The 17,730-nt window shown below is 36.2% G+C and carries 21 protein-coding genes and 1 riboswitch; of the genes, 14 read left to right on the top strand and 7 right to left on the bottom strand.

The window, feature by feature from the left end; all coding sequences use genetic code 11:
* Positions 1-4: 4 nt before the first annotated feature.
* Entirely contained in the window at positions 5-424 is a 420-nt protein-coding gene (locus AC1RNS_RS22850) for a hypothetical protein (protein ID WP_492996009.1), read from the bottom strand.
* A gap of 154 nt (positions 425-578) precedes the next feature.
* Here AC1RNS_RS22850 and AC1RNS_RS22845 point away from each other — a divergent pair, with 154 nt between their 5' ends.
* The 12 genes from AC1RNS_RS22845 (at position 579) to AC1RNS_RS22790 (ending at position 12,135) form a co-directional block, all read left to right on the top strand.
* Positions 579-1,088: an RNA polymerase sigma factor gene (locus AC1RNS_RS22845; RefSeq protein WP_492996007.1), complete on the top strand. Its 510-nt coding sequence runs from the start codon at positions 579-581 to the stop codon at positions 1,086-1,088.
* Entirely contained in the window at positions 1,088-1,639 is a 552-nt protein-coding gene (locus tag AC1RNS_RS22840) for a hypothetical protein (protein WP_492996006.1), read from the top strand. Before AC1RNS_RS22845 ends, AC1RNS_RS22840 begins: the two co-directional genes overlap by 1 nt.
* Positions 1,639-2,181, top strand: coding sequence for a hypothetical protein (locus tag AC1RNS_RS22835; RefSeq protein ID WP_492996004.1), 543 nt, complete (start codon positions 1,639-1,641; stop codon positions 2,179-2,181). Before AC1RNS_RS22840 ends, AC1RNS_RS22835 begins: the two co-directional genes overlap by 1 nt.
* A 321-nt stretch (positions 2,182-2,502) precedes the next feature.
* A complete protein-coding gene (locus AC1RNS_RS22830) occupies positions 2,503-3,792 on the top strand; it encodes a LysM peptidoglycan-binding domain-containing protein (protein WP_492996035.1) in 1,290 nt (429 codons plus the stop codon).
* Positions 3,793-3,926: 134 nt separating this feature from the next.
* Positions 3,927-6,155, top strand: a complete 2,229-nt coding sequence (locus AC1RNS_RS22825) for a YcdB/YcdC domain-containing protein (protein ID WP_492996003.1) — start codon at positions 3,927-3,929, stop codon at positions 6,153-6,155.
* A 99-nt stretch (positions 6,156-6,254) separates the two neighbouring features.
* The gene (locus AC1RNS_RS22820) at positions 6,255-6,719 is read left to right on the top strand and encodes a YusW family protein (protein ID WP_492996002.1); all 465 of its coding nucleotides are present in this window, start codon (positions 6,255-6,257) and stop codon (positions 6,717-6,719) included.
* A 239-nt stretch (positions 6,720-6,958) separates the two neighbouring features.
* Entirely contained in the window at positions 6,959-7,393 is a 435-nt protein-coding gene (locus tag AC1RNS_RS22815; protein ID WP_492996001.1) for a MarR family winged helix-turn-helix transcriptional regulator, read from the top strand.
* 47 nt (positions 7,394-7,440) lie between these two features.
* A complete protein-coding gene (locus AC1RNS_RS22810; protein WP_492996000.1) occupies positions 7,441-8,424 on the top strand; it encodes a ring-cleaving dioxygenase in 984 nt (327 codons plus the stop codon).
* 72 nt (positions 8,425-8,496) lie between these two features.
* On the top strand, positions 8,497-9,114 hold the full coding sequence (locus tag AC1RNS_RS22805; protein WP_492995999.1) for a nitroreductase family protein: 618 nt from the start codon (positions 8,497-8,499) through the stop codon (positions 9,112-9,114).
* Between the two features lie 67 nt (positions 9,115-9,181).
* Positions 9,182-9,724, top strand: coding sequence for an NADPH-dependent FMN reductase (locus tag AC1RNS_RS22800; RefSeq protein WP_492995997.1), 543 nt, complete (start codon positions 9,182-9,184; stop codon positions 9,722-9,724).
* A 337-nt stretch (positions 9,725-10,061) separates the two neighbouring features.
* Complete coding sequence (locus tag AC1RNS_RS22795) at positions 10,062-11,456, top strand: sensor histidine kinase (RefSeq protein ID WP_492995996.1); 1,395 nt, start codon at positions 10,062-10,064, stop codon at positions 11,454-11,456.
* Positions 11,434-12,135 (top strand): response regulator transcription factor, encoded by a 702-nt coding sequence (locus AC1RNS_RS22790; protein WP_492995995.1) that lies wholly within the window; start codon positions 11,434-11,436, stop codon positions 12,133-12,135. The genes AC1RNS_RS22795 and AC1RNS_RS22790 overlap by 23 nt, the downstream gene beginning before the upstream one ends.
* Before the next feature lie 37 nt (positions 12,136-12,172).
* Here the strand turns inward: AC1RNS_RS22790 and AC1RNS_RS22785 are convergent, their stop codons facing one another.
* The gene (locus tag AC1RNS_RS22785) at positions 12,173-12,748 is read right to left on the bottom strand and encodes a YdhK family protein (RefSeq protein ID WP_492995993.1); all 576 of its coding nucleotides are present in this window, start codon (positions 12,746-12,748) and stop codon (positions 12,173-12,175) included.
* A gap of 112 nt (positions 12,749-12,860) precedes the next feature.
* Entirely contained in the window at positions 12,861-13,457 is a 597-nt protein-coding gene (locus AC1RNS_RS22780; RefSeq protein ID WP_492995992.1) for a biotin transporter BioY, read from the bottom strand.
* A gap of 170 nt (positions 13,458-13,627) precedes the next feature.
* Positions 13,628-13,818: riboswitch (cobalamin riboswitch) on the top strand.
* A gap of 146 nt (positions 13,819-13,964) precedes the next feature.
* Between AC1RNS_RS22780 and AC1RNS_RS22775 the strand changes: the two genes are divergently transcribed.
* Positions 13,965-15,011 carry a FecCD family ABC transporter permease gene (locus AC1RNS_RS22775; RefSeq protein WP_492995991.1) on the top strand — a complete coding sequence of 349 codons (1,047 nt, stop codon included), beginning with the start codon at positions 13,965-13,967 and terminating at the stop codon, positions 15,009-15,011.
* A 4-nt stretch (positions 15,012-15,015) separates the two neighbouring features.
* Positions 15,016-15,807 carry a heme ABC transporter ATP-binding protein gene (locus AC1RNS_RS22770; protein ID WP_492995990.1) on the top strand — a complete coding sequence of 264 codons (792 nt, stop codon included), beginning with the start codon at positions 15,016-15,018 and terminating at the stop codon, positions 15,805-15,807.
* A 44-nt stretch (positions 15,808-15,851) separates the two neighbouring features.
* On the opposite strand, the gene AC1RNS_RS22765 is transcribed toward AC1RNS_RS22770, so the two are convergent.
* The 4 genes from AC1RNS_RS22765 to AC1RNS_RS22750 form a co-directional block, all read right to left on the bottom strand.
* Positions 15,852-16,160, bottom strand: coding sequence for a monooxygenase (locus tag AC1RNS_RS22765; RefSeq protein ID WP_492995988.1), 309 nt, complete (start codon positions 16,158-16,160; stop codon positions 15,852-15,854).
* An 83-nt stretch (positions 16,161-16,243) separates the two neighbouring features.
* Complete coding sequence (locus AC1RNS_RS22760) at positions 16,244-16,558, bottom strand: DMT family transporter (RefSeq protein WP_492995987.1); 315 nt, start codon at positions 16,556-16,558, stop codon at positions 16,244-16,246.
* Complete coding sequence (locus tag AC1RNS_RS22755; RefSeq protein ID WP_492995986.1) at positions 16,558-16,911, bottom strand: DMT family transporter; 354 nt, start codon at positions 16,909-16,911, stop codon at positions 16,558-16,560. The genes AC1RNS_RS22760 and AC1RNS_RS22755 overlap by 1 nt, the downstream gene beginning before the upstream one ends.
* A 73-nt stretch (positions 16,912-16,984) precedes the next feature.
* The gene (locus AC1RNS_RS22750; RefSeq protein ID WP_492995985.1) at positions 16,985-17,563 is read right to left on the bottom strand and encodes a TetR/AcrR family transcriptional regulator; all 579 of its coding nucleotides are present in this window, start codon (positions 17,561-17,563) and stop codon (positions 16,985-16,987) included.
* Positions 17,564-17,730: the final 167 nt, after the last annotated feature.

Genomic DNA, 17,730 nt, shown 5'->3' with positions numbered 1-17,730 from the left:
CTCCTTACCAAGTTCGTCCTGCGAGCATCGTTAATTTTATAAACGTAAAAACATCATCATCTTGAATTGTTAGTGGTGTTGTAAGTGTATTCAATTGCTCCTCATTATGGATTACTAAAAACAGCTCGTCCTCAAAAGCTTGAATCACTGTAGATTTAGCTTGTTCTAATGACTGTACAGTGGTATTTTTTTTCTCACCAAAATGTATCTTGCCATGATGTACAGCATCCTCTAATTGCTCCTCAGTTAGATAAATATAGAGCGGTGTATCTAGCGCCTTTTCGTTATAATTTTCAACTTCTTGTGTGACAAGCTGCATTAACAAATCTTTCAAGGTATAGACAGGCTCTTCAATCGTAAATGCAATTTTTTGAAGTTTACGCGATTTTTTTCCAATTGTTTTTTGCTGGTAAAATAAACGCAAACTAACACCTCCTTACAGTAATTTCATTATACAAGAGAGTAAATCATGAAAAGAATAAGGCATTTTACGCTAGTTGTATAAAAATAAGTGGGAAAAGTGTAACAAATAATTTGTTGTAACGACTTATTTCTGAGTGTAGAAAGTGGGTGAGGCTTTGCATAAGAATATAACAAAAATAGAACATTTGTACGACTCTTATCACCGAGATGTGTATCATTTTGCGCTTTATTATACAAATAGTAGGGAAGAGGCGGAGGATATTACACAGGAGACATTTTTCAAGGTGATGAGGCAGTTAGATAAATTAAAGGATATGGATAAAGTAAAAACTTGGATTTTGTCAATTGCACGAAATACAGCAGTAGATATACATAGAAGGCAGAAAATAAAGCGACTTTTGATAGAAAAGCTTAGCTGGCAGCCAGTACTGAAAGAAGTGCCAATGCCTCTGGAAATTATAGAGGAAAATGAGCAATGGCAAACGGTACAAGAGGCATTAATGACATTAAAATCACATGATCGAACAATTATTATTTGCAGAATGCTAAAAGATTACACGATTCAAGAAATTGCTGAGATTTTGGGTATTTCAGAAGTGAAGGTACGGGTTGATTTTCACCGGGCAATGACAAGGCTTCGGAAAAAGGTAGGGAGGGATGATTGATGGAAGAACGTGATTATAAGTTATTTGATACGCTAAAAAAACGCCCTGATAAAGATCCAGATATAGATTTCTCAAAGCAATTACGTCAGAGCCTCCAAAAAACGCCTATAAAGAAGACAAAACGATTTTCTATAGCGACAATAGTAACCATTCCGGTGACACTGACCGTTCTGCTATTTGTATTCAGAATGGGTACCGGGCAGTCATTCAAATTGAAAAACGCTGCATTGTTAACCATCAATCAAGAGAAAACCCTTACTACCATATTATGTGTTTTCCTAATGCTTGTCCTCTTGTTGCTTATACTGTTTGTGTATTATAAGGGGCTTACAAAAGGAAGACTTGTTTATTTGACGTTTTCATTGTCCTTCTTAGCATGGGTCGGGAACCTAGCATATGCAGAGTATCAAAATATTAAAGAACCAAGCTATAGCGAACTTTATGATGATAACGAAATAATTGGACCATTTATGAACAAAGAACGTTTAGATGAGATTCTAAAGGAACAGGATAACTACTTTATGAAAACAATTGAAGGAGATGCAAAATAATGAAAAAGCCTTACGAATATATAGTGAATGGTGTGTCTTTTGTTTTTATGGATTTAAGCTCTTTTGGATTACCTGATATATTCCCAGATTTCATTGGCTATCTTTCTTTTGTATATGGTATTCACCTGTTGCCGTCCTTTCATAACTTAAAGCGTTGGACGAAAACTTTCGCAATTATTTTGGCAGTCTTGTCATTTTTTGTGGAGCTGGATCAATGGCTAGGTTATAAGATACTAGGAGACATTGGAATACAGCTTATGCAATTTTTATTTATTATTTTGATGTATTTTGTTTTTCAATTATTATTACACATTCATAATAATAAGCCTCTTGAAGCTAAAACATTTAAAACCTATCAGAAATATATAGCATTTATGCTTTGCGGCTTCGTCATACAAGCATTTTCAATGAATTTTGATGAAGGTATGCGAGAAAATGTTCATTTTATAGGTTCCTTGCTCCAGTTGATTGCATATTTCTTATTTGTATTCTATTTTCGAGCGTGTCATAAATATTATAAAAACAACATGCCTTCACTATAATCAGTGAAGGACTTTTTTTACTTCTTTCAGCAAATATTTTTTGTATCGAAAGCATAGCGACAGCAACATGGTTTTAACTGTGCGAAAGTGAAGCGACAGCAACACGGTTTTATCTGTGCGAAAGCGAAACAACAACAACACACGACTGAAAGACCAACATCATGTTGCTGCCGCTGCGTTAGCATAAAAAATCATCTGTTGGCCCAAAGCCCAAAGCCTTTGGCGGATAGAAACCTGTTCCGAAAGAGCAATGACATCTTTTCCTACCTGATTTCATAAGCTTTATAGGTATGATTCATCACGCTTGAAGGAGGCAATATCATTCAAATACATGTTGTACGAGCTGGGGAGTCTTTATGGGGAATTGCACAGGCGTATGGGACAACGGTTCAAAGTATAGTAGATGCCAATCAAATTCCAGAGCCAAATCGATTAGTCGTAGGGCAAGCTCTTGTTATTCCGATTATCGGAAGTTTTTATTATGTACAGCCTGGAGACAGTTTATGGTCCATTGGTCAGCGCTTCGGCATTAATTATGTAACACTTGCACAGGTCAACTACATTAATCCAAATCAACCACTATCTATTGGGATGCGGCTGTATATCCCATCTCCACCAAAAACAAGGGCTGAAACTTTGGCATATTTAGAGCCGAGGGGGACAACTGTTAGCGAGGCATTATTGAGTCAGGCAAGAGAAGCAGGGCCATTTTTAACATATCTTGCTTTATTTAGTTATGAAGCAAGGCGAGATGGGACGCTTAAAAAACCACCAAGTCAGGGAGTGACGCAAGTTGCTAATGATACAGGTGCCTCTTTAGCAATGGTTATCTCAAATTTAGAGAATTTTAGCTTTAGCGGTGATTTAGCACGAGATATTTTTCAAAGTACAGCCGTACAGGATTTGCTTTTCGATAATATTCTTGCAGAGGCAAGGCGTTTAGGAAGCATTAAAGATATCCATTTTGATTTTGAAAATTTGCCGGGGGATCAACGTGAGGCGTATAACAATTTTTTAAGAAGAGCTGTAAACAGATTCCATCCACAAGGGTACACAGTATCCACAGCGCTTGCACCAAAAACTAGTGCAACTGAGCGTGGTCCTTGGACGGCAGCTCATGATTATAGAGCACATGGCGAAATTGTGGACTTTGTGATGTTAATGACCTATGAATGGGGATATTCTGCTGGTCCCCCTATGGCAGTATCTCCACTTCCTGAGGTGGAGGCAGTAGTTAAATATGCTGTTAGTGAAATACCTCGAAATAAAATAATTCTTGGACAAAATTTATATGGCTATGACTGGACACTGCCTTTTGTACAAGGAGGTCCCATTGCTGAAGCAGTTAGTCCACAAAGAGCTATTGAAATTGCTAAAAAATACAATGCAGCTATTCAGTATGATATGAGAGCCCAAGCCCCTTTCTTTGAATACTATGATGAGCAGGGCAGGGCACATGTTGTTTGGTTTGAGGATGCAAGATCCATTCAAGCAAAATTCGATTTAATTAAGCGCTATAAACTTCGAGGAGTAGGTTATTGGAAGCTTGGTTTGCCATTCCCACAAAATTGGTTATTAATAGGTTCGAATTTTGATGTGGTCAAAAAATAATTAACTTTATTAGATAAAAAATATCATAATATCTATTCTATTTTCTTTTAAGCGGAAATACTCTGTAAATAACATTCCCAAATTTGGAAATGTATATTATAATAGATGGTAAATAGTTTTCTAGGAGGGATATTTTGGGTAAGTTTAAAAAGTTAGGTATTATACTAACATCTACAGCATTTACTGTCGGAGTACTTTCACCAATTTCACAAGCTTCTGCCAATGTAAAGGAATCTTCAGAGAGAATTGAAATTCAAGTTGCTTCAACGGAGACAAAAGTTACGAAGAGTATGCTTATCAATAAATTGCATGCAATATTCCCAGATAAGTTTAATTTCTTAACAGAAAAAGATTTAAATGTAGGAAGCGGACACTACTATAGAGATGATACAACAATTCGTTACGATTTAAACTTCCATAAAACTGTAAATGGGAAAGATATTTATGGCGGCTTCACCTTTAAAGGAGACGATTTAGAGCTAGAAAATTTCTATTATCAACCTTCTGATATTTCAGATGCAATGTATCCGGCAAAGTATTCTGAAGCTGATGCACAAAAAATAGCAAAGGATTTCTTAAAAAATTTCCCGAGTACTGAAAACTACAAACTTCAGGAAAATGGTATTGGCACTGACTACTATTTCAATATGAGCAGACCATTATCACAGCCAATTTCTTATTCGTTTGTCTATTCACCAACTCAGAATGGTGTAGCAATCAGCGATCAATACATTTCTATTGAGGTCCTTGCAAATGGTGAAGTTACAAATATGTATAGCAATACAGTATCCCTTAGTAAGGCAACATTTGATAGTGTAGAGCAGAAAAAGAATGAAGCAGATATTCTTGCACAAATTCGTGATAATCTAGCAGTAGAATTGCGTTACGCGGTTGATTATGATTATCAAACAGATCAGCGTAAGGTGAAGCTTGTCTATGCACCCGCAACAGGCTTCAATGGGGTACATGCCTTAAATGGTCAGTGGCAAACAGTGAACGGCTTCTCGGCACAGGTACCAAAAGCAAAACGCGTAGAAAAGCTATCCTCACAACCACTTGAACCTAGAAAAAAGGACATGACATTAGCTGAGGCAGAAGAATTTGCGAAGTCCTTCTTAAAGGTTGATCCTGATAAAGCTAAGCTGCAGCTTGATCTGATTGATGAAAGAGAAAATCAAAATGGGGAAACGATTTACACTGTAAATTATTCGTATATGTATGATAATGGTAGCACAGGTTCGCAATTGGAAATAAATAAGGCGACAGGTGAAATTACTCAATACTATGATTCAAGTAGAGATTTTGTAAAGACTAGCGATAAGACTACAGCCATTTCTAAGGAAGCGGCATTAAATAAGGCAATTGAATACTTAAAGCAATGGGCTCCTTCCTACGTGCATAATTATGCAAAACCATTGGAGGAAGCTGTATTAGAAGATTATAGTAAAGAATATTACTTCTCATTCCCACGTGTTGTAAATGGCATTGCGGTTGTTGGAGATGAAATATCTGTCAACATTGGTTCTGATGGTTCCTTACGTTCATTGTATATTTCTAACCAAAAAATTGATAATTGGCCATCTGTAGATCAGGTGATTTCTGCTGATAAAGCAAAAGAGTCTTATAGTGAGGCACTTAAATTACAACTACAGTATGCTAAACAAAATGGTGAAGATAAACATCACTATGATTTAGTATATTCACCAACTTATGGTGGTAACTTATTTAATCAAATTGATGCAACTACTGGTGAGTGGTTAATAAATATTGAGGATAAAAAAGAGCAACCATTGATTTCGCATCCTACTGCGGCCAAAGAGTTAAACTATTTAGTCAGCCAAAATGTGTTAGAGATTAAAGACCCAGCTACTTTCAATGCTGATACAGGCGTGACTAAGGGAGAAGCACTAAAAATTATGCTTAAATCTCTCACATACGGCTATTTTGGTGGATATGGAGAAGGTGATGAAAAGCAATCCTTCACGAATATTGATAAAAAGCATCCATTATATGGAGTTGTTGAAGAAGCTGTAAGAATGGGCATTTTAAAGCCAGCAGATCGATTTGATGTTGATGCAACAATGACTCGTCAAGAGCTTGCAGAATGGTATATCCGTGTACTAGGCTTAGAGAAAGCTGCGAAACATGGCGATATTTACAAATTAAACTTTGCTGATGCAGGCGCAATTGATCCAGCATATTCTGGCTATGTGGCTTTAGTAAGTGCAATGGGATTAATCGATGCACAGCAAAATAACTTTAATGCTACTGAGAAAGTAACATATGCAGATTTAGCTGTATCAACAATGCGATTAGCTAAAGCTATTGCTGAAGGTAACAACACTCGTAATTACTTTTATTAATTCATAATGAAAAGGGTATCTCCTAATTTTGGGAGATACCTTTTTTGGGTTAGTTTTTAGACAAAGGGGGAAATAATAACAGAAGAAAGGAGTGTAAAGATGAGAATGAAATTTTTAATAGCTATTCTGTTAACGACTGTCATGCTCTATGGCTGTACAAAGGAAAAGGCACAAGATATGCCAACAAATGCTCCAGTTCAACAAAATACGAATCAACAGGTTGGTGATACTACGACAGATCAAGTACCGTTCAATTTTCTAGAGTTTTCGCTGGATGTTGATTATTCTGCGACAGATTCCTATGAAGCCGAATACGAAAACAAAAAATCTGGCATAGCAGCGAAATTACAGGATTCGCGAAATAATGAAAATCTCCAGGGGGATGCAGCCTATACGAAATTGGAACCTCTTTTCAAGCAGCTGACGTTTGATTCCACAACACCAAATGATGAGGTAATAGATCAGGTTATCTCTGTATTTCATATTGCAGAGGACTTTCAATCAATTGAGATTGAAGTAGAATTTGTTGATGGGAATGAAAAAGAATTTAAACGTCTAAAGTAAATGATGCAGACTGAATTCATCAATATAAAATCCAGCTACACTTTAATTTTTTTAACGGCTGGATTTTATTTTCGTGCAGTATTTAGAAAGTAATAGGGTACAAAATATGTGAAATAAAAACAATTTTTTTGAGTTGATTTTAGAGTAAAACAAATTGATTGTCGTATAGAGAAATATATGTTATTATTATCTCGAATTAAAGATAATTAAATTCGAGGTAAATAGAAAGAGGGAGTCGTATGAGGGGAGACAGTCGTAATTTAAAGGCATTTACGGTCTTGTTCCGTGCATATCAAACGATTCAGGAAGCAACTAGGAGAGATTTGCTGCAGTATGATTTAAATCAAACTGAATTTTCAGTGCTTGAATTCTTATATCATCGTGGGGAACAGCCGATTCAAGTGATTGGTAAGAGAATATTAATTGCAAGTAGCAGCATTACTTATGTTATTGATAAGCTTGAACAAAAGGGCTATGTCTATCGATTTGCCTGTGCAAAGGATCGCCGTGTGACTTATATTTTTTTAACCAATGAGGGACGGGCATTATTAGAAGAGATTTTCCCAAAGCATGAACAAAAAATTAATGAGATTTTTGAAGTATTAGACCATGAAGAGCTGGAAACAATGATTCTGTCTCTAAAGAAGGTTGGTTTTAATGCGATTAATAAATGAACAAATTCACATCAATATCTCGAAATCGAGACAATGGAGGGTTTTAAATGAATCATTTAAAAGGCATTCACCACGTTACAGCAATTACTAGTAGTGCAGAAGAAAATTATAAATTTTTCACTTTTGTGTTAGGAATGCGTTTAGTGAAAAAAACAGTTAATCAGGACGATATTCAAACATATCATCTATTCTTCGCAGATGATAAGGGAAGCGCTGGTACGGACATGACGTTCTTTGATTTTCCAAACATTCCAAAAGGCGAGCATGGAACAAATGAGATTTCAAAAACCTCCTTCCGTGTGCCAACAGATGCAGCTTTGGACTATTGGCTAAAACGTTTTGACCGTTTGCAGGTTAATCATACAGGTATTAAAGAACAATTTGGTAAGAAAACTTTATCTTTCGTTGATTTTGACGATCAGCAATATCAGCTTATTTCTGATGAGCATAATAAGGGTGTAGCATCTGGAACTCCATGGCAAGATGGGCCAATCCCTTTGGAATATGCAATAACAGGATTAGGGCCAGTATTCATTCGAGTAGCTAATTTTAAATATTTTAAAGATGTGCTAGAAAAAGTGATGCTTTTTACTGAAATTGCTGAGGAAGGAGATTTCCATTTATTTGAGGTAGGCGAGGGAGGAAACGGCGCTCAACTTGTTGTGGAATACAACAGTGTTTTACCCGTAGCACGTCAAGGCTTTGGTACAGTTCATCATGCAGCCTTCCGAGTAGAGGATCGCGCTGTATTGAATGAATGGACTGAACGATTTGAAAGCTTCGGCTTCCATACTTCTGGTTATGTCAATCGTCACTTCTTTGAATCTCTTTATGCACGAGTAGCACCACAGATTTTATTTGAACTTGCCACTGATGGACCAGGATTTATGGGGGATGAGCCTTATGAAACTTTAGGTGAAAAACTTTCATTGCCGCCATTTTTAGAGCCAAAGCGTGCTCAAATTGAAGAACTTGTTCGTCCTATTGATACTGTAAGAAGTACGATAAAGTTCGATAAAGAATATGAGTAATACTAATTCATCCAGTAGCTAAAATATATTGCTTACTGGATGGATTTACATAACTGCATTGGGGGTTTAAAAATGGAATTTTCCAAACTAATTGATAAGCGTCGTTCAGCCAATAATTTTATGAAGGATGTTAAGATGACTGAAGAAGACATACGCCCTATTTTAGAGGACGTTAAACTTGCTCCATCGGCTTTTAACTTACAACACGCTAACTATATCGTTGTGTTGGATGAAGAGATGAAGGAAAAAGTAAGAGAGGCGGCATTTGGTCAATATAAGGTACATTCAGCATCTGGAGTGATTCTAGTACTAGGTGATAAAGAGGCTTATAAATATACGGCTAACCTCACTCAGGGGATGGTGGATTTAGGAATAATTACAACTAGTGAATTAGAGGAGATTGTAGCAGAGAATACTAAATTTTATGAAGACCGTGGCGAGGATTTTATGAAGGAAGAAGCGATTCGTAATGCTTCATTATCAGCAATGTTATTTATGCTTGCTGCAAAAAATCGCGGTTGGGACACTTGCCCAATGATTGGGTTCGATAATCAGAAAATGCGTGCGCTTTTTAATGTGCCAGAAACACATGAAATTGCACTTATGATTACAATAGGTAAGGAAAAAGAAAGCAGCCGTCGCTTACGTGGTTATCGTAAGCCGGTTGAAGAATTTGCCATTTATTATTAATGTGGTATAAAATAGAATTGCTATACAAATACTAAGAATAATAGACATTTTAGGAGGAAACAACATCGTGAAAGTAGTAGCCATCGTAGGTAGTATCCGAAAAGAATCTTATAATATGCAGTTAGCAAAATTTATTCAAAAACAGTATACAGAGAAATTTGAGCTTGAGGTATTAAGCTTAAACGAGTTACCAATGTATAATCAAGATATTGAGAATGATGCACCACAAGCCGTGCTTGATTTTAAAGCAAAAGTAAAAGCGGCAGATGCAGTGCTTTGGGTGACACCAGAATATAATGGGACTGTACCAGGTGTTATGGTTAATGCAATTGACTGGTTATCTCGTGTAGACAAAGTAATGATTGGAAAACCATCTATTATTATGGGTGCATCGATGGGGAACCTTGGTACTGTTAAGGCACAATTACATTTGAGAGATATTTTATTCTCCCCAGGTATTAATTCACCATTACTTAGTGGAAATGATGTTTATATTGGTGCGGTGCACACGAAATTTGATGCAGAAGGTAATCTGACAGATGAAGGTACTGTAAAATTCCTTGACGCAGTTGTCGACAACTTCCTAAACTGGGTAAAAAAATACGTATAATATAATTTAAGTCCTGTAAGTATGAGGTATACTTGCAGGACTTTTTTTACCTATCTGAAACGAATAAAGCTCTGGAACAGCGGATAGTACGTTAAAAGAAATGTTCAATTAAAAATGCTATTCTTCTGCATGAAATCTTCATACTTTAACGTTATACTGTTAACTTAATTCAGCAGATTTTTTCTGTGCGAAAGCGCCAACAAATATTTCTGTATTGAAAGTGAAGCGTCAGATACAGAATACTTCAAAGGGTGGAGAGATGATGTATTTTTCCTATTCAGCGAATATATAAACGCATGATAGGATTTTTTGGAAATCTCAAAATGGTGGTTAGCGAATGAAAAAACTTTCACTAAAGCTTGGAATCATTTTTTTTATTACATTATTTTGCATTGAAACATTTATGATGCTTTTTTTACATACTTCTTTAACCAATTCAAGGGTGGAGGAGGAACTAACCAGTCTGCAGGCAAGGGGAAACTCTCATAGAACAATATTAGAGCAAAATTTTGACAAGGAAACCCTAGCCCATATTGTGCTAATGGAGTCGGTAGAAGATACAGAGGTGGTTATTGCAAATATAACTGGAACAGTACTAGCGTCTTCACACCCACATCCTGAAATCAAAGATTATATAAGTAAATTAGAGAACACTGTTCCATATAATGGGGAAATACTTCAGCGTAATTGGCAAAAAGAAAGATATATTGCAACCATTAGTCCGATTCAAAAACAGCAGACAACAATTGGTTACGTTTTTATGTTTCAAAATACAGATTCTATCCATGCATTAATGGAGCGCCTAAATAAGCATTTTTTAATTGTTGGATTTGTTTCTGGTCTGGTAACCATTGCAGTCATTATTGTTTTATCTAGAAAGCTGGCTCGTCCATTAATTCAGATGAAAGAAGCTACTTTGAAAATGAGTAATGGTGACTTTACCGTTGTACTTTCTACAAATGGTAGGGATGAATTAAGCGATCTTGCCATTGCAATCCAGCATTTATCGGAAGATTTAAATCATTTAAGACAAGATCGAAAAGATTTTTTATCAAACATTGCCCATGAGCTTAGAACACCCTTAACTTTTATAAAAGGCTATGCAGATGTTCTCTATAAACGTAGTTTGACGGAGCAAGATCGACAAAAATACTTAGGTATTATTATAGAAGAAACTAATCGACTCTCTCTTTTAATAAAGGACTTATTTGATTTAGCTAAAATGGACGAAAACTCTTTTATGATTGAAAAGGAGTGTCTTCAATTGAATACGTTTTTAGCAAATATTGAGGAAAAGTTGAGTCCTGCCTTTCAAGAAAAACACCTGTACTTTAATGTTCATTGTGAAGAAGAGTTAACCTTAATGGCCGATGCAGCAAGGCTCGAACAAATATTAATGAATCTCCTCAATAATGCTTTATCATATTGTGCATCAGGTGATGCTATCTCCGTTTTGGGAATGAGACAGGATGATTTAGTAACTATAATCGTTAAAGATACTGGAAAGGGAATTCCCAAAAAGGATTTACCCCATATTTTTGAACGATTTTATCGTGTTGAAAAATCCCGTAGTCGTGCATTAGGGGGTGTTGGACTTGGGCTTTCAATTGTAAAAGAACTTGTTCAGGCACATGGAGGAGAAATAACAGCCCAGAGTAAAGAGAATAAAGGGACAACTTTTATTTTAACGTTTAAAGGAGTCGAAACGTATGAAAACAATACTGCTCATTGATGATGAACCCAGGATGTTAGACTTGCTTAAGCTTTATTTAGAGCCTGTCTTTATATGTAAGGCAATGGTATCCGTTCAAGAGGCTCTGATCTATTTAGAAGAAAATCATGTAGATTTGGTACTTTTAGATATTATGATGCCAGGGATGGATGGCTGGCAGGCTTGTAATGAAATAAGGAAGTTTTGGGATGTTCCTATCATTATGCTAACAGCAAAAGGGGAGCATACTGATATGGTAAAAGGTCTAAATCTTGGGGCAGATGATTACATTCTGAAGCCCTTCGATGAAGACGTGTTACTTGCACGTATTAATGCTGTCCTAAGAAGGGCAAAAATTGATGAAAATATTGTGTTGTTTGAGGGATTACGTTTAGATAAGGAATCCTTTGAAGTGTGTTTTCGACAGATGGAAATATCTTTAACACCTAAAGAATTTGGGATGCTAGCCTTATTTTTAGCGCATCAAAATAAGGTGTTTACTAGAGAGCATCTTATTAGTACTGTTTGGGGATATAATGATTCGATTGAAGATCGAACAGTTGATTCCCATGTACGTAATTTACGAGAGAAACTGCGGAAAAGCGGTTTTCCTGCTGATAATTATTTACAAACTGTTTGGGGGATTGGCTATAAATGGCTCAAGCCAGTAGGAAAAAATGCTTTAGATATCAGGAGCTAGAAGAACCTCTGCTAGAACTCTACAGAGGTTCAAAAGTCTATTCTGCTTTCAATTCATCCTCAGTTACCCATTTATGATTTTTTACAGACTCTCCATTTGTAGTAGCGGTGTAATCAATCATATAAACAGTCGTTTGGATAGCCTTATCAATGCGAACAGTCGCATTTTCCATGCCCTTCATATGAGATGCATTCGTCTTGACCTCAGTGCCAGGAGCTAATGGCGCCAAGTCTGAATCTATCAATTCCTCATGAATAATCCACTTATGATTTTCGACACGCTCGCCACCTGTAACTGGCTCATAGGAGACAATATATGCTGTGGTATCATATGCGCCTACAATTGTCGCCTTTGCTCTTTCCATACCTTCCATATGTCCATCGGTAATAATAGCTGAGCTTCCTACTGGAAATTTAGGATTTACTGCAGTTTTCAACGCTACTGGCACATCACCAGAGCTAGAGTGGTCCATTGTGGAATGATCCATCTTTGTATTCTGCCTATCGTCATTTTTCGTTCCTGATTCTGTTTCTGTCTTGTCAGAGCATGCTGATAACGCTAGTAAAGCAATTACTGTTAGGAAACTATTTAACCATCTTCTTTTTATCTTCATATTTATTCCTCCTTACTATTTACGCTTAATGTAGCAAATAAATATGCAGAAATAATGGACTCGTTATAAGAAAAAACGCCATTTTTTTAGATTGGCGTTTTTCAGGATTCAACTATTTTACTGGTATTATTTTTAATATCTTTTGTAGACGATGCGCAAAAATACCCGCAAAGACCGCTAAAATAATATCCTTTGGCAAAGGTGGCATCATCCAAAGCCAGGCCATCTTATAATTGAAAGCATCTGGAGCGCTAGCCCATAGTTTATAAGCAAAATACATCCAATTTGTCCCTAGTAAATAATTAATAGCTGTAGCAATTACGGCTGCAACAATATAGCTTTTCCTTGTTCCACTGCGCTCAACAATCAGTCCTGCGATAAATGCAGCTAAAATAAATGTGACAATAAAGCCAAAAGTAGGGCTTAAGATTTGTCCAAAGCCGCCGCCAAAACGTGCAAATACAGGTGCACCAGCTAAACCAATACACATATATACCGTACAAGCAAGTGCTCCCTTTCTACTGCCAAGAACTAGTCCAGCTAAAATAGCAAAGAAAGTTTGCAATGTGATTGGGACTCCTCCCACAGACATGAAAGGGACAATGGAAGTAATATTTGCACCAATCATCATTAATGTTGAAAATAATCCAATATAAGCAATATCTACTGTTCTTAATCTATGATGAGAGTGTTCTGCAACTGTTGCCATAATTTCACCTCTATCTATTAAAGTTATTAATAGTGTATGAAAATAAATTATTTGTGTCAACTTTATATTTATGTTAAGTTAACACAATTTTGTTTTCACAGCTAAAGTTTATAATTTCCGGTTATTTATAGACTAACTATTAAAATGTATGATAGAATCGTCATAATTTTAATAGTTTGGATACTAATGGTGTGACATCAAATACAAAGTGTCACTTAAAAGGGAAGTTGGTGAAAGTCCGACGCTGTCCCGCAACTGTAACGAGGAGTTTTATGATGATTTTGCCACTGTTTTAGGATGGGAAGGCAATCATAAAACGGTGATTCGAAGCCAGGAGACCTGCCATTTAGTGATATTTGTAATGCCCACGAGGATGAACGCATTTACGGACAATAGAAGGAAATCTTTCTACTTTGTTGAATCTAGGGTATTTCTATGCATATTATGCATGAAATACTCTTTTTTATTGCTTCATGTCTACTATGATTGATTAGGAGTTTTATACATATGAATAAAAAATTTATACTATTATCACTGACTCTTCTTCTGGTACTAATCATTTCTATGACTTTGGCTGTTATGGTTGGATCTGTTTCTATTACACCTCTTTATGTGTGGCAGGTTATCCTGTCCAAAATTCCAATCGTCCAAAATTTAATAGAGCAGGATTGGAGTCGCTCGCAAGAAATTATCATTTGGCAAATACGTGTTCCTCGTGTCTTGCTGGCTGCTATCGTAGGAGCAGGCCTAGCCATCGCTGGGGCAGCTATACAGGCTCTTGTGCGAAACTCCATAGCTGAACCATACATATTAGGAATATCTTCAGGTGCAACAGTTGGTGCTACAGCAGTTATTATTTTAGGTGCATTTTCATTTCTAGGTATTTTCGCTCTTTCTGTATCTGCATTTTTAGGCTCACTTCTTGCCATATTGTTAGTGTTCTTCCTTGCACGTGTCGGAGGAAGAATCTCTGTTTTTAGACTTTTACTTGCGGGAATGGCAGTATCGTTTATTTTATCTGCTGTATCGAATTTCATGTTAATGATGGCAAAGCAAGATAATGGAATTAAGGCAGTTATGTATTGGATGCTTGGTAGTCTAGCAGGTGCAAAATGGAGCAATATAATCATTCCAGCAGCTATATTTATCTTCGTGTTTGCCTTATTGTGGCTCCATTATCGTAATTTAAATTTATTATTGCTTGGAGAAGAGGCTGCAGTTACATTAGGTGTCAATATCCAACAATTTCGTTTGCAGCTTATCCTGCTAGTATCTTTATTAACGGGCGTACTTGTTGCAGTAAGTGGCTCCATTGGATTTGTCGGCTTAATTATTCCGCATATTGTCCGCATAATTGTAGGTTCCAACTATAAATATGTAATACCAATTAGTGCTCTATTGGGAGGGATTTTTTTAGTTTGGGCAGATGCATTTGCTCGAATTTTAATAGCCCCTGAAGAAATGCCGATTGGGATTATTACTGCCTTTTGTGGAGGACCATTTTTCATTTGGCTACTACGCCGTAATAATTATTCTTTCGGTGAAGGAGATTAAATCTATGACATTAGAAGCGAAGCAGGTATCCTATTCTATTCATGATCAACGTATATTACATGAAGTTAGTATTCAGATAAAGGAAAAGCAATTTGTTGGGCTAATTGGTCCTAACGGTAGCGGGAAGTCAACCTTATTAAAGAATATGTATCGTCTATTAAAACCCGAAAATGGTACAGTCTTGTTAAATGAGCAGGATATTTTTAAGCAATCAAGTAAAACCATTGCTCGAAATTTGGCGGTAGTAAGTCAAGAAACACCGGTTTTATTTGACTTTACGGTACATGATTTAGTAAGTATGGGAAGAACACCTCACAAAAAACTATTGGAGCTTGATCAAGAACGAGATTTTCAAATTGTGAAGGCTGCATTAAATCAAACAGGTATCGCACATTTGGAAAAACGTAACTTCAGCTCTCTATCAGGTGGAGAAAAAAAACGAGTGATGGTTGCACGTGCACTTGCTCAGCAAGCAAAGATACTTATTTTAGATGAGCCAACAAATCATTTAGATATACAGCATCAATTACAGTTAATGGATTTAATTCAAACCCTACATTTAACAGTAGTTGCTGCTTTGCATGACTTAAACATTGCAGCTATGTATTGCGATCAAATTTATGTTTTACAAAAAGGTCAGATTGTTTGCTCTGGTACACCTGAAGTAGTACTTACACCAACGCTATTACAAGATGTATTTGGTGTTTATGCTGATATACAAACTCATCCTCTTACAGGTAAGCCTTATTTAACGTATGTATCTGAGCAATATACGAAGAAAATATTCAAATATTGATAGTTTGAAAAAGGCGTATCTTTTTTGCGGATACGCCATGTTATTTATCGAAGGATAGGACCATTGTTAATGGATGACAGTGCTTCATTTACTGCAAAAATTTTACCGCGAATATTTGTTATTCCAAAGCTTGTTAGGCGGGCAGAGTGCATGGCTAAATATTTTTCAGCACTTTCTTGCGTTTCGAATAAATACACCCCGCCAGCTTCTTTAGCTAACTCGTCCTCAGTCCAAATTTTCCATATAACGCCTTCTTCATCATTAATACTATGTGCTAGATCTTTGAATCCTTCAGACATCTCTGTACCAAAAGGGCCTTCCATAGTAAAGTCAACCTGTAACAAATACACCATTCTTAAATCCTCCTTTTCACTAAGCTGTTTATTTTAAATCATTATATAAAAAATCTACCGAAGAAGTACAGGAGCATAACAAATTAAGATACAGCTTTTAAGCCTGCTACACCAATGATAATGGCAACGATACTAATCAGACGAGTAAGGTTTTTGGATTCACCGAAAAATATAATATTTACAAGGACAGCACCAACAGTTCCAATACCAATCCACACAACATAGGCGATGCTTAACTGTAAATAGTTGAAGGAGGCATATAATAGTGCAAAGGACGACCCAAACCCACCCACATATATAAATAAATTACGAAGCGTTTTTTTCTGACTATAGAAGCGTAAGCCTACCACACCGATAATTTCTGATATTGAAGCTAATAAAACAAGTAACCAGCCCATTAGGCATTCGCTCCTTTCTTGTTATCACTATCTCTAGCAGGGTTATCGGCTAATTTAAGCCCAATGACCCCTAATACTAAAATAAATATAAAAATCGCTTTAATAGTGTTAAACTCTCCTTCAAAAATGAAAATGTCCATTAATGTGGTACCAATTGTTCCTGCCCCGGCAAAAATCGCATAAACTGTGCCAGTAGGCAGGTTTTCACATGCTTTCGATAAGAAATGGAAGTCCATAGCGATTAAGGCTACGATAATAATCCAATGCCACCATGAATGTGCAACATTAAAGCCAAAAATCCAAAATAATTCAAATAAACTTGTTAGTCCAACATACAGCCAATCTTTTTTCATAGTTACGTTTCCTTTCGTTTAATAATATTTATGACTGACATTCAGTCATTTTTAGTGTGAAAAAGAACGCCACTTATGTGTGACGTAAGCCGAGTGCATGATGCAAAAAGTCGAGGAGTTCATGTTTTTGTAGTCTGATGGTTTCTTCTTCACTGTCATCATACAAGTAAATTTGCTCAGCTGCTGATTCTACTAACCCAATAATAAGTTTTGAAGATCGTGTAGTATTTAAAGAAGGGCGAATTATTTCTTGCTGTTGAGCTTTATATAAGAAATCATTCATCCATTCGTAATAGGGTGCATAAATATTTTCCCATTCTTTCATATGTTCAGTTTGAGTAATACCAGCGTAGATAAGGGCAAATACATCTCGATAATCTTCAGTTAGTGAAAAAACAATATCGACAACTTTTTCAAGCTGCTTTGCAAAAGGTTCCTGTATGGAAATACCTTCATTAATGGCAGCAATTATTTTTTCAACCATAACTTTCGCAATAGCTGGCATAACTGAAAGTCGTGATGGGAAATAAAGATAAAATGTTCCTTGTGCGATACCTGCAGCCTTGACGATATCGGAAACTTTGGTTTTTTCAATTCCCTTTTCTCGAAAAACTTCAATTGCAGCTTGAATAATTTTCTCTTCCTTTGACATGTAATCCCTCGCTTTTGACCTGCTTAATTAATATGTTACAAAATAACTGAAGTAAAGTCAAAAGAGAAATGACTGATAATCAGTCATTTTATAGTGTTGAAAAATTAAATAGTCAAGGGACTCTTTGTGAATATTTAGTCAAAATGAAGGTGATTTCCGTTCCAGGC

This window comes from Lysinibacillus sp. GW821-FHT14F06 (assembly GCF_058803665.1).
The sequence above is the reverse complement of the archived record's forward strand: the minus strand, read 5'-3'. Positions and strand labels throughout refer to the sequence as shown.

Excerpts from the sequence above, each read along its gene's own strand:
- AC1RNS_RS22770 (WP_492995990.1), top strand. The coding sequence starts at position 15,016 with ATGACATTAGAAGCGAAGCAGGTATCCTATTCTATTCATGATCAACGT.
- AC1RNS_RS22785 (WP_492995993.1), bottom strand. The coding sequence starts at position 12,748 with ATGAAGATAAAAAGAAGATGGTTAAATAGTTTCCTAACAGTAATTGCT.
- AC1RNS_RS22835 (WP_492996004.1), top strand. The coding sequence starts at position 1,639 with ATGAAAAAGCCTTACGAATATATAGTGAATGGTGTGTCTTTTGTTTTT.
- AC1RNS_RS22840 (WP_492996006.1), top strand. The coding sequence starts at position 1,088 with ATGGAAGAACGTGATTATAAGTTATTTGATACGCTAAAAAAACGCCCT.
- AC1RNS_RS22810 (WP_492996000.1), top strand. The coding sequence starts at position 7,441 with ATGAATCATTTAAAAGGCATTCACCACGTTACAGCAATTACTAGTAGT.
- AC1RNS_RS22755 (WP_492995986.1), bottom strand. The coding sequence starts at position 16,911 with ATGAAAAAAGATTGGCTGTATGTTGGACTAACAAGTTTATTTGAATTA.
- AC1RNS_RS22765 (WP_492995988.1), bottom strand. The coding sequence starts at position 16,160 with ATGGTGTATTTGTTACAGGTTGACTTTACTATGGAAGGCCCTTTTGGT.
- AC1RNS_RS22805 (WP_492995999.1), top strand. The coding sequence starts at position 8,497 with ATGGAATTTTCCAAACTAATTGATAAGCGTCGTTCAGCCAATAATTTT.
- AC1RNS_RS22750 (WP_492995985.1), bottom strand. The coding sequence starts at position 17,563 with ATGTCAAAGGAAGAGAAAATTATTCAAGCTGCAATTGAAGTTTTTCGA.
- AC1RNS_RS22820 (WP_492996002.1), top strand. The coding sequence starts at position 6,255 with ATGAGAATGAAATTTTTAATAGCTATTCTGTTAACGACTGTCATGCTC.
- AC1RNS_RS22795 (WP_492995996.1), top strand. The coding sequence starts at position 10,062 with ATGAAAAAACTTTCACTAAAGCTTGGAATCATTTTTTTTATTACATTA.
- AC1RNS_RS22775 (WP_492995991.1), top strand. The coding sequence starts at position 13,965 with ATGAATAAAAAATTTATACTATTATCACTGACTCTTCTTCTGGTACTA.
- AC1RNS_RS22815 (WP_492996001.1), top strand. The coding sequence starts at position 6,959 with ATGAGGGGAGACAGTCGTAATTTAAAGGCATTTACGGTCTTGTTCCGT.
- AC1RNS_RS22760 (WP_492995987.1), bottom strand. The coding sequence starts at position 16,558 with ATGGGCTGGTTACTTGTTTTATTAGCTTCAATATCAGAAATTATCGGT.
- AC1RNS_RS22780 (WP_492995992.1), bottom strand. The coding sequence starts at position 13,457 with ATGGCAACAGTTGCAGAACACTCTCATCATAGATTAAGAACAGTAGAT.
- AC1RNS_RS22790 (WP_492995995.1), top strand. The coding sequence starts at position 11,434 with ATGAAAACAATACTGCTCATTGATGATGAACCCAGGATGTTAGACTTG.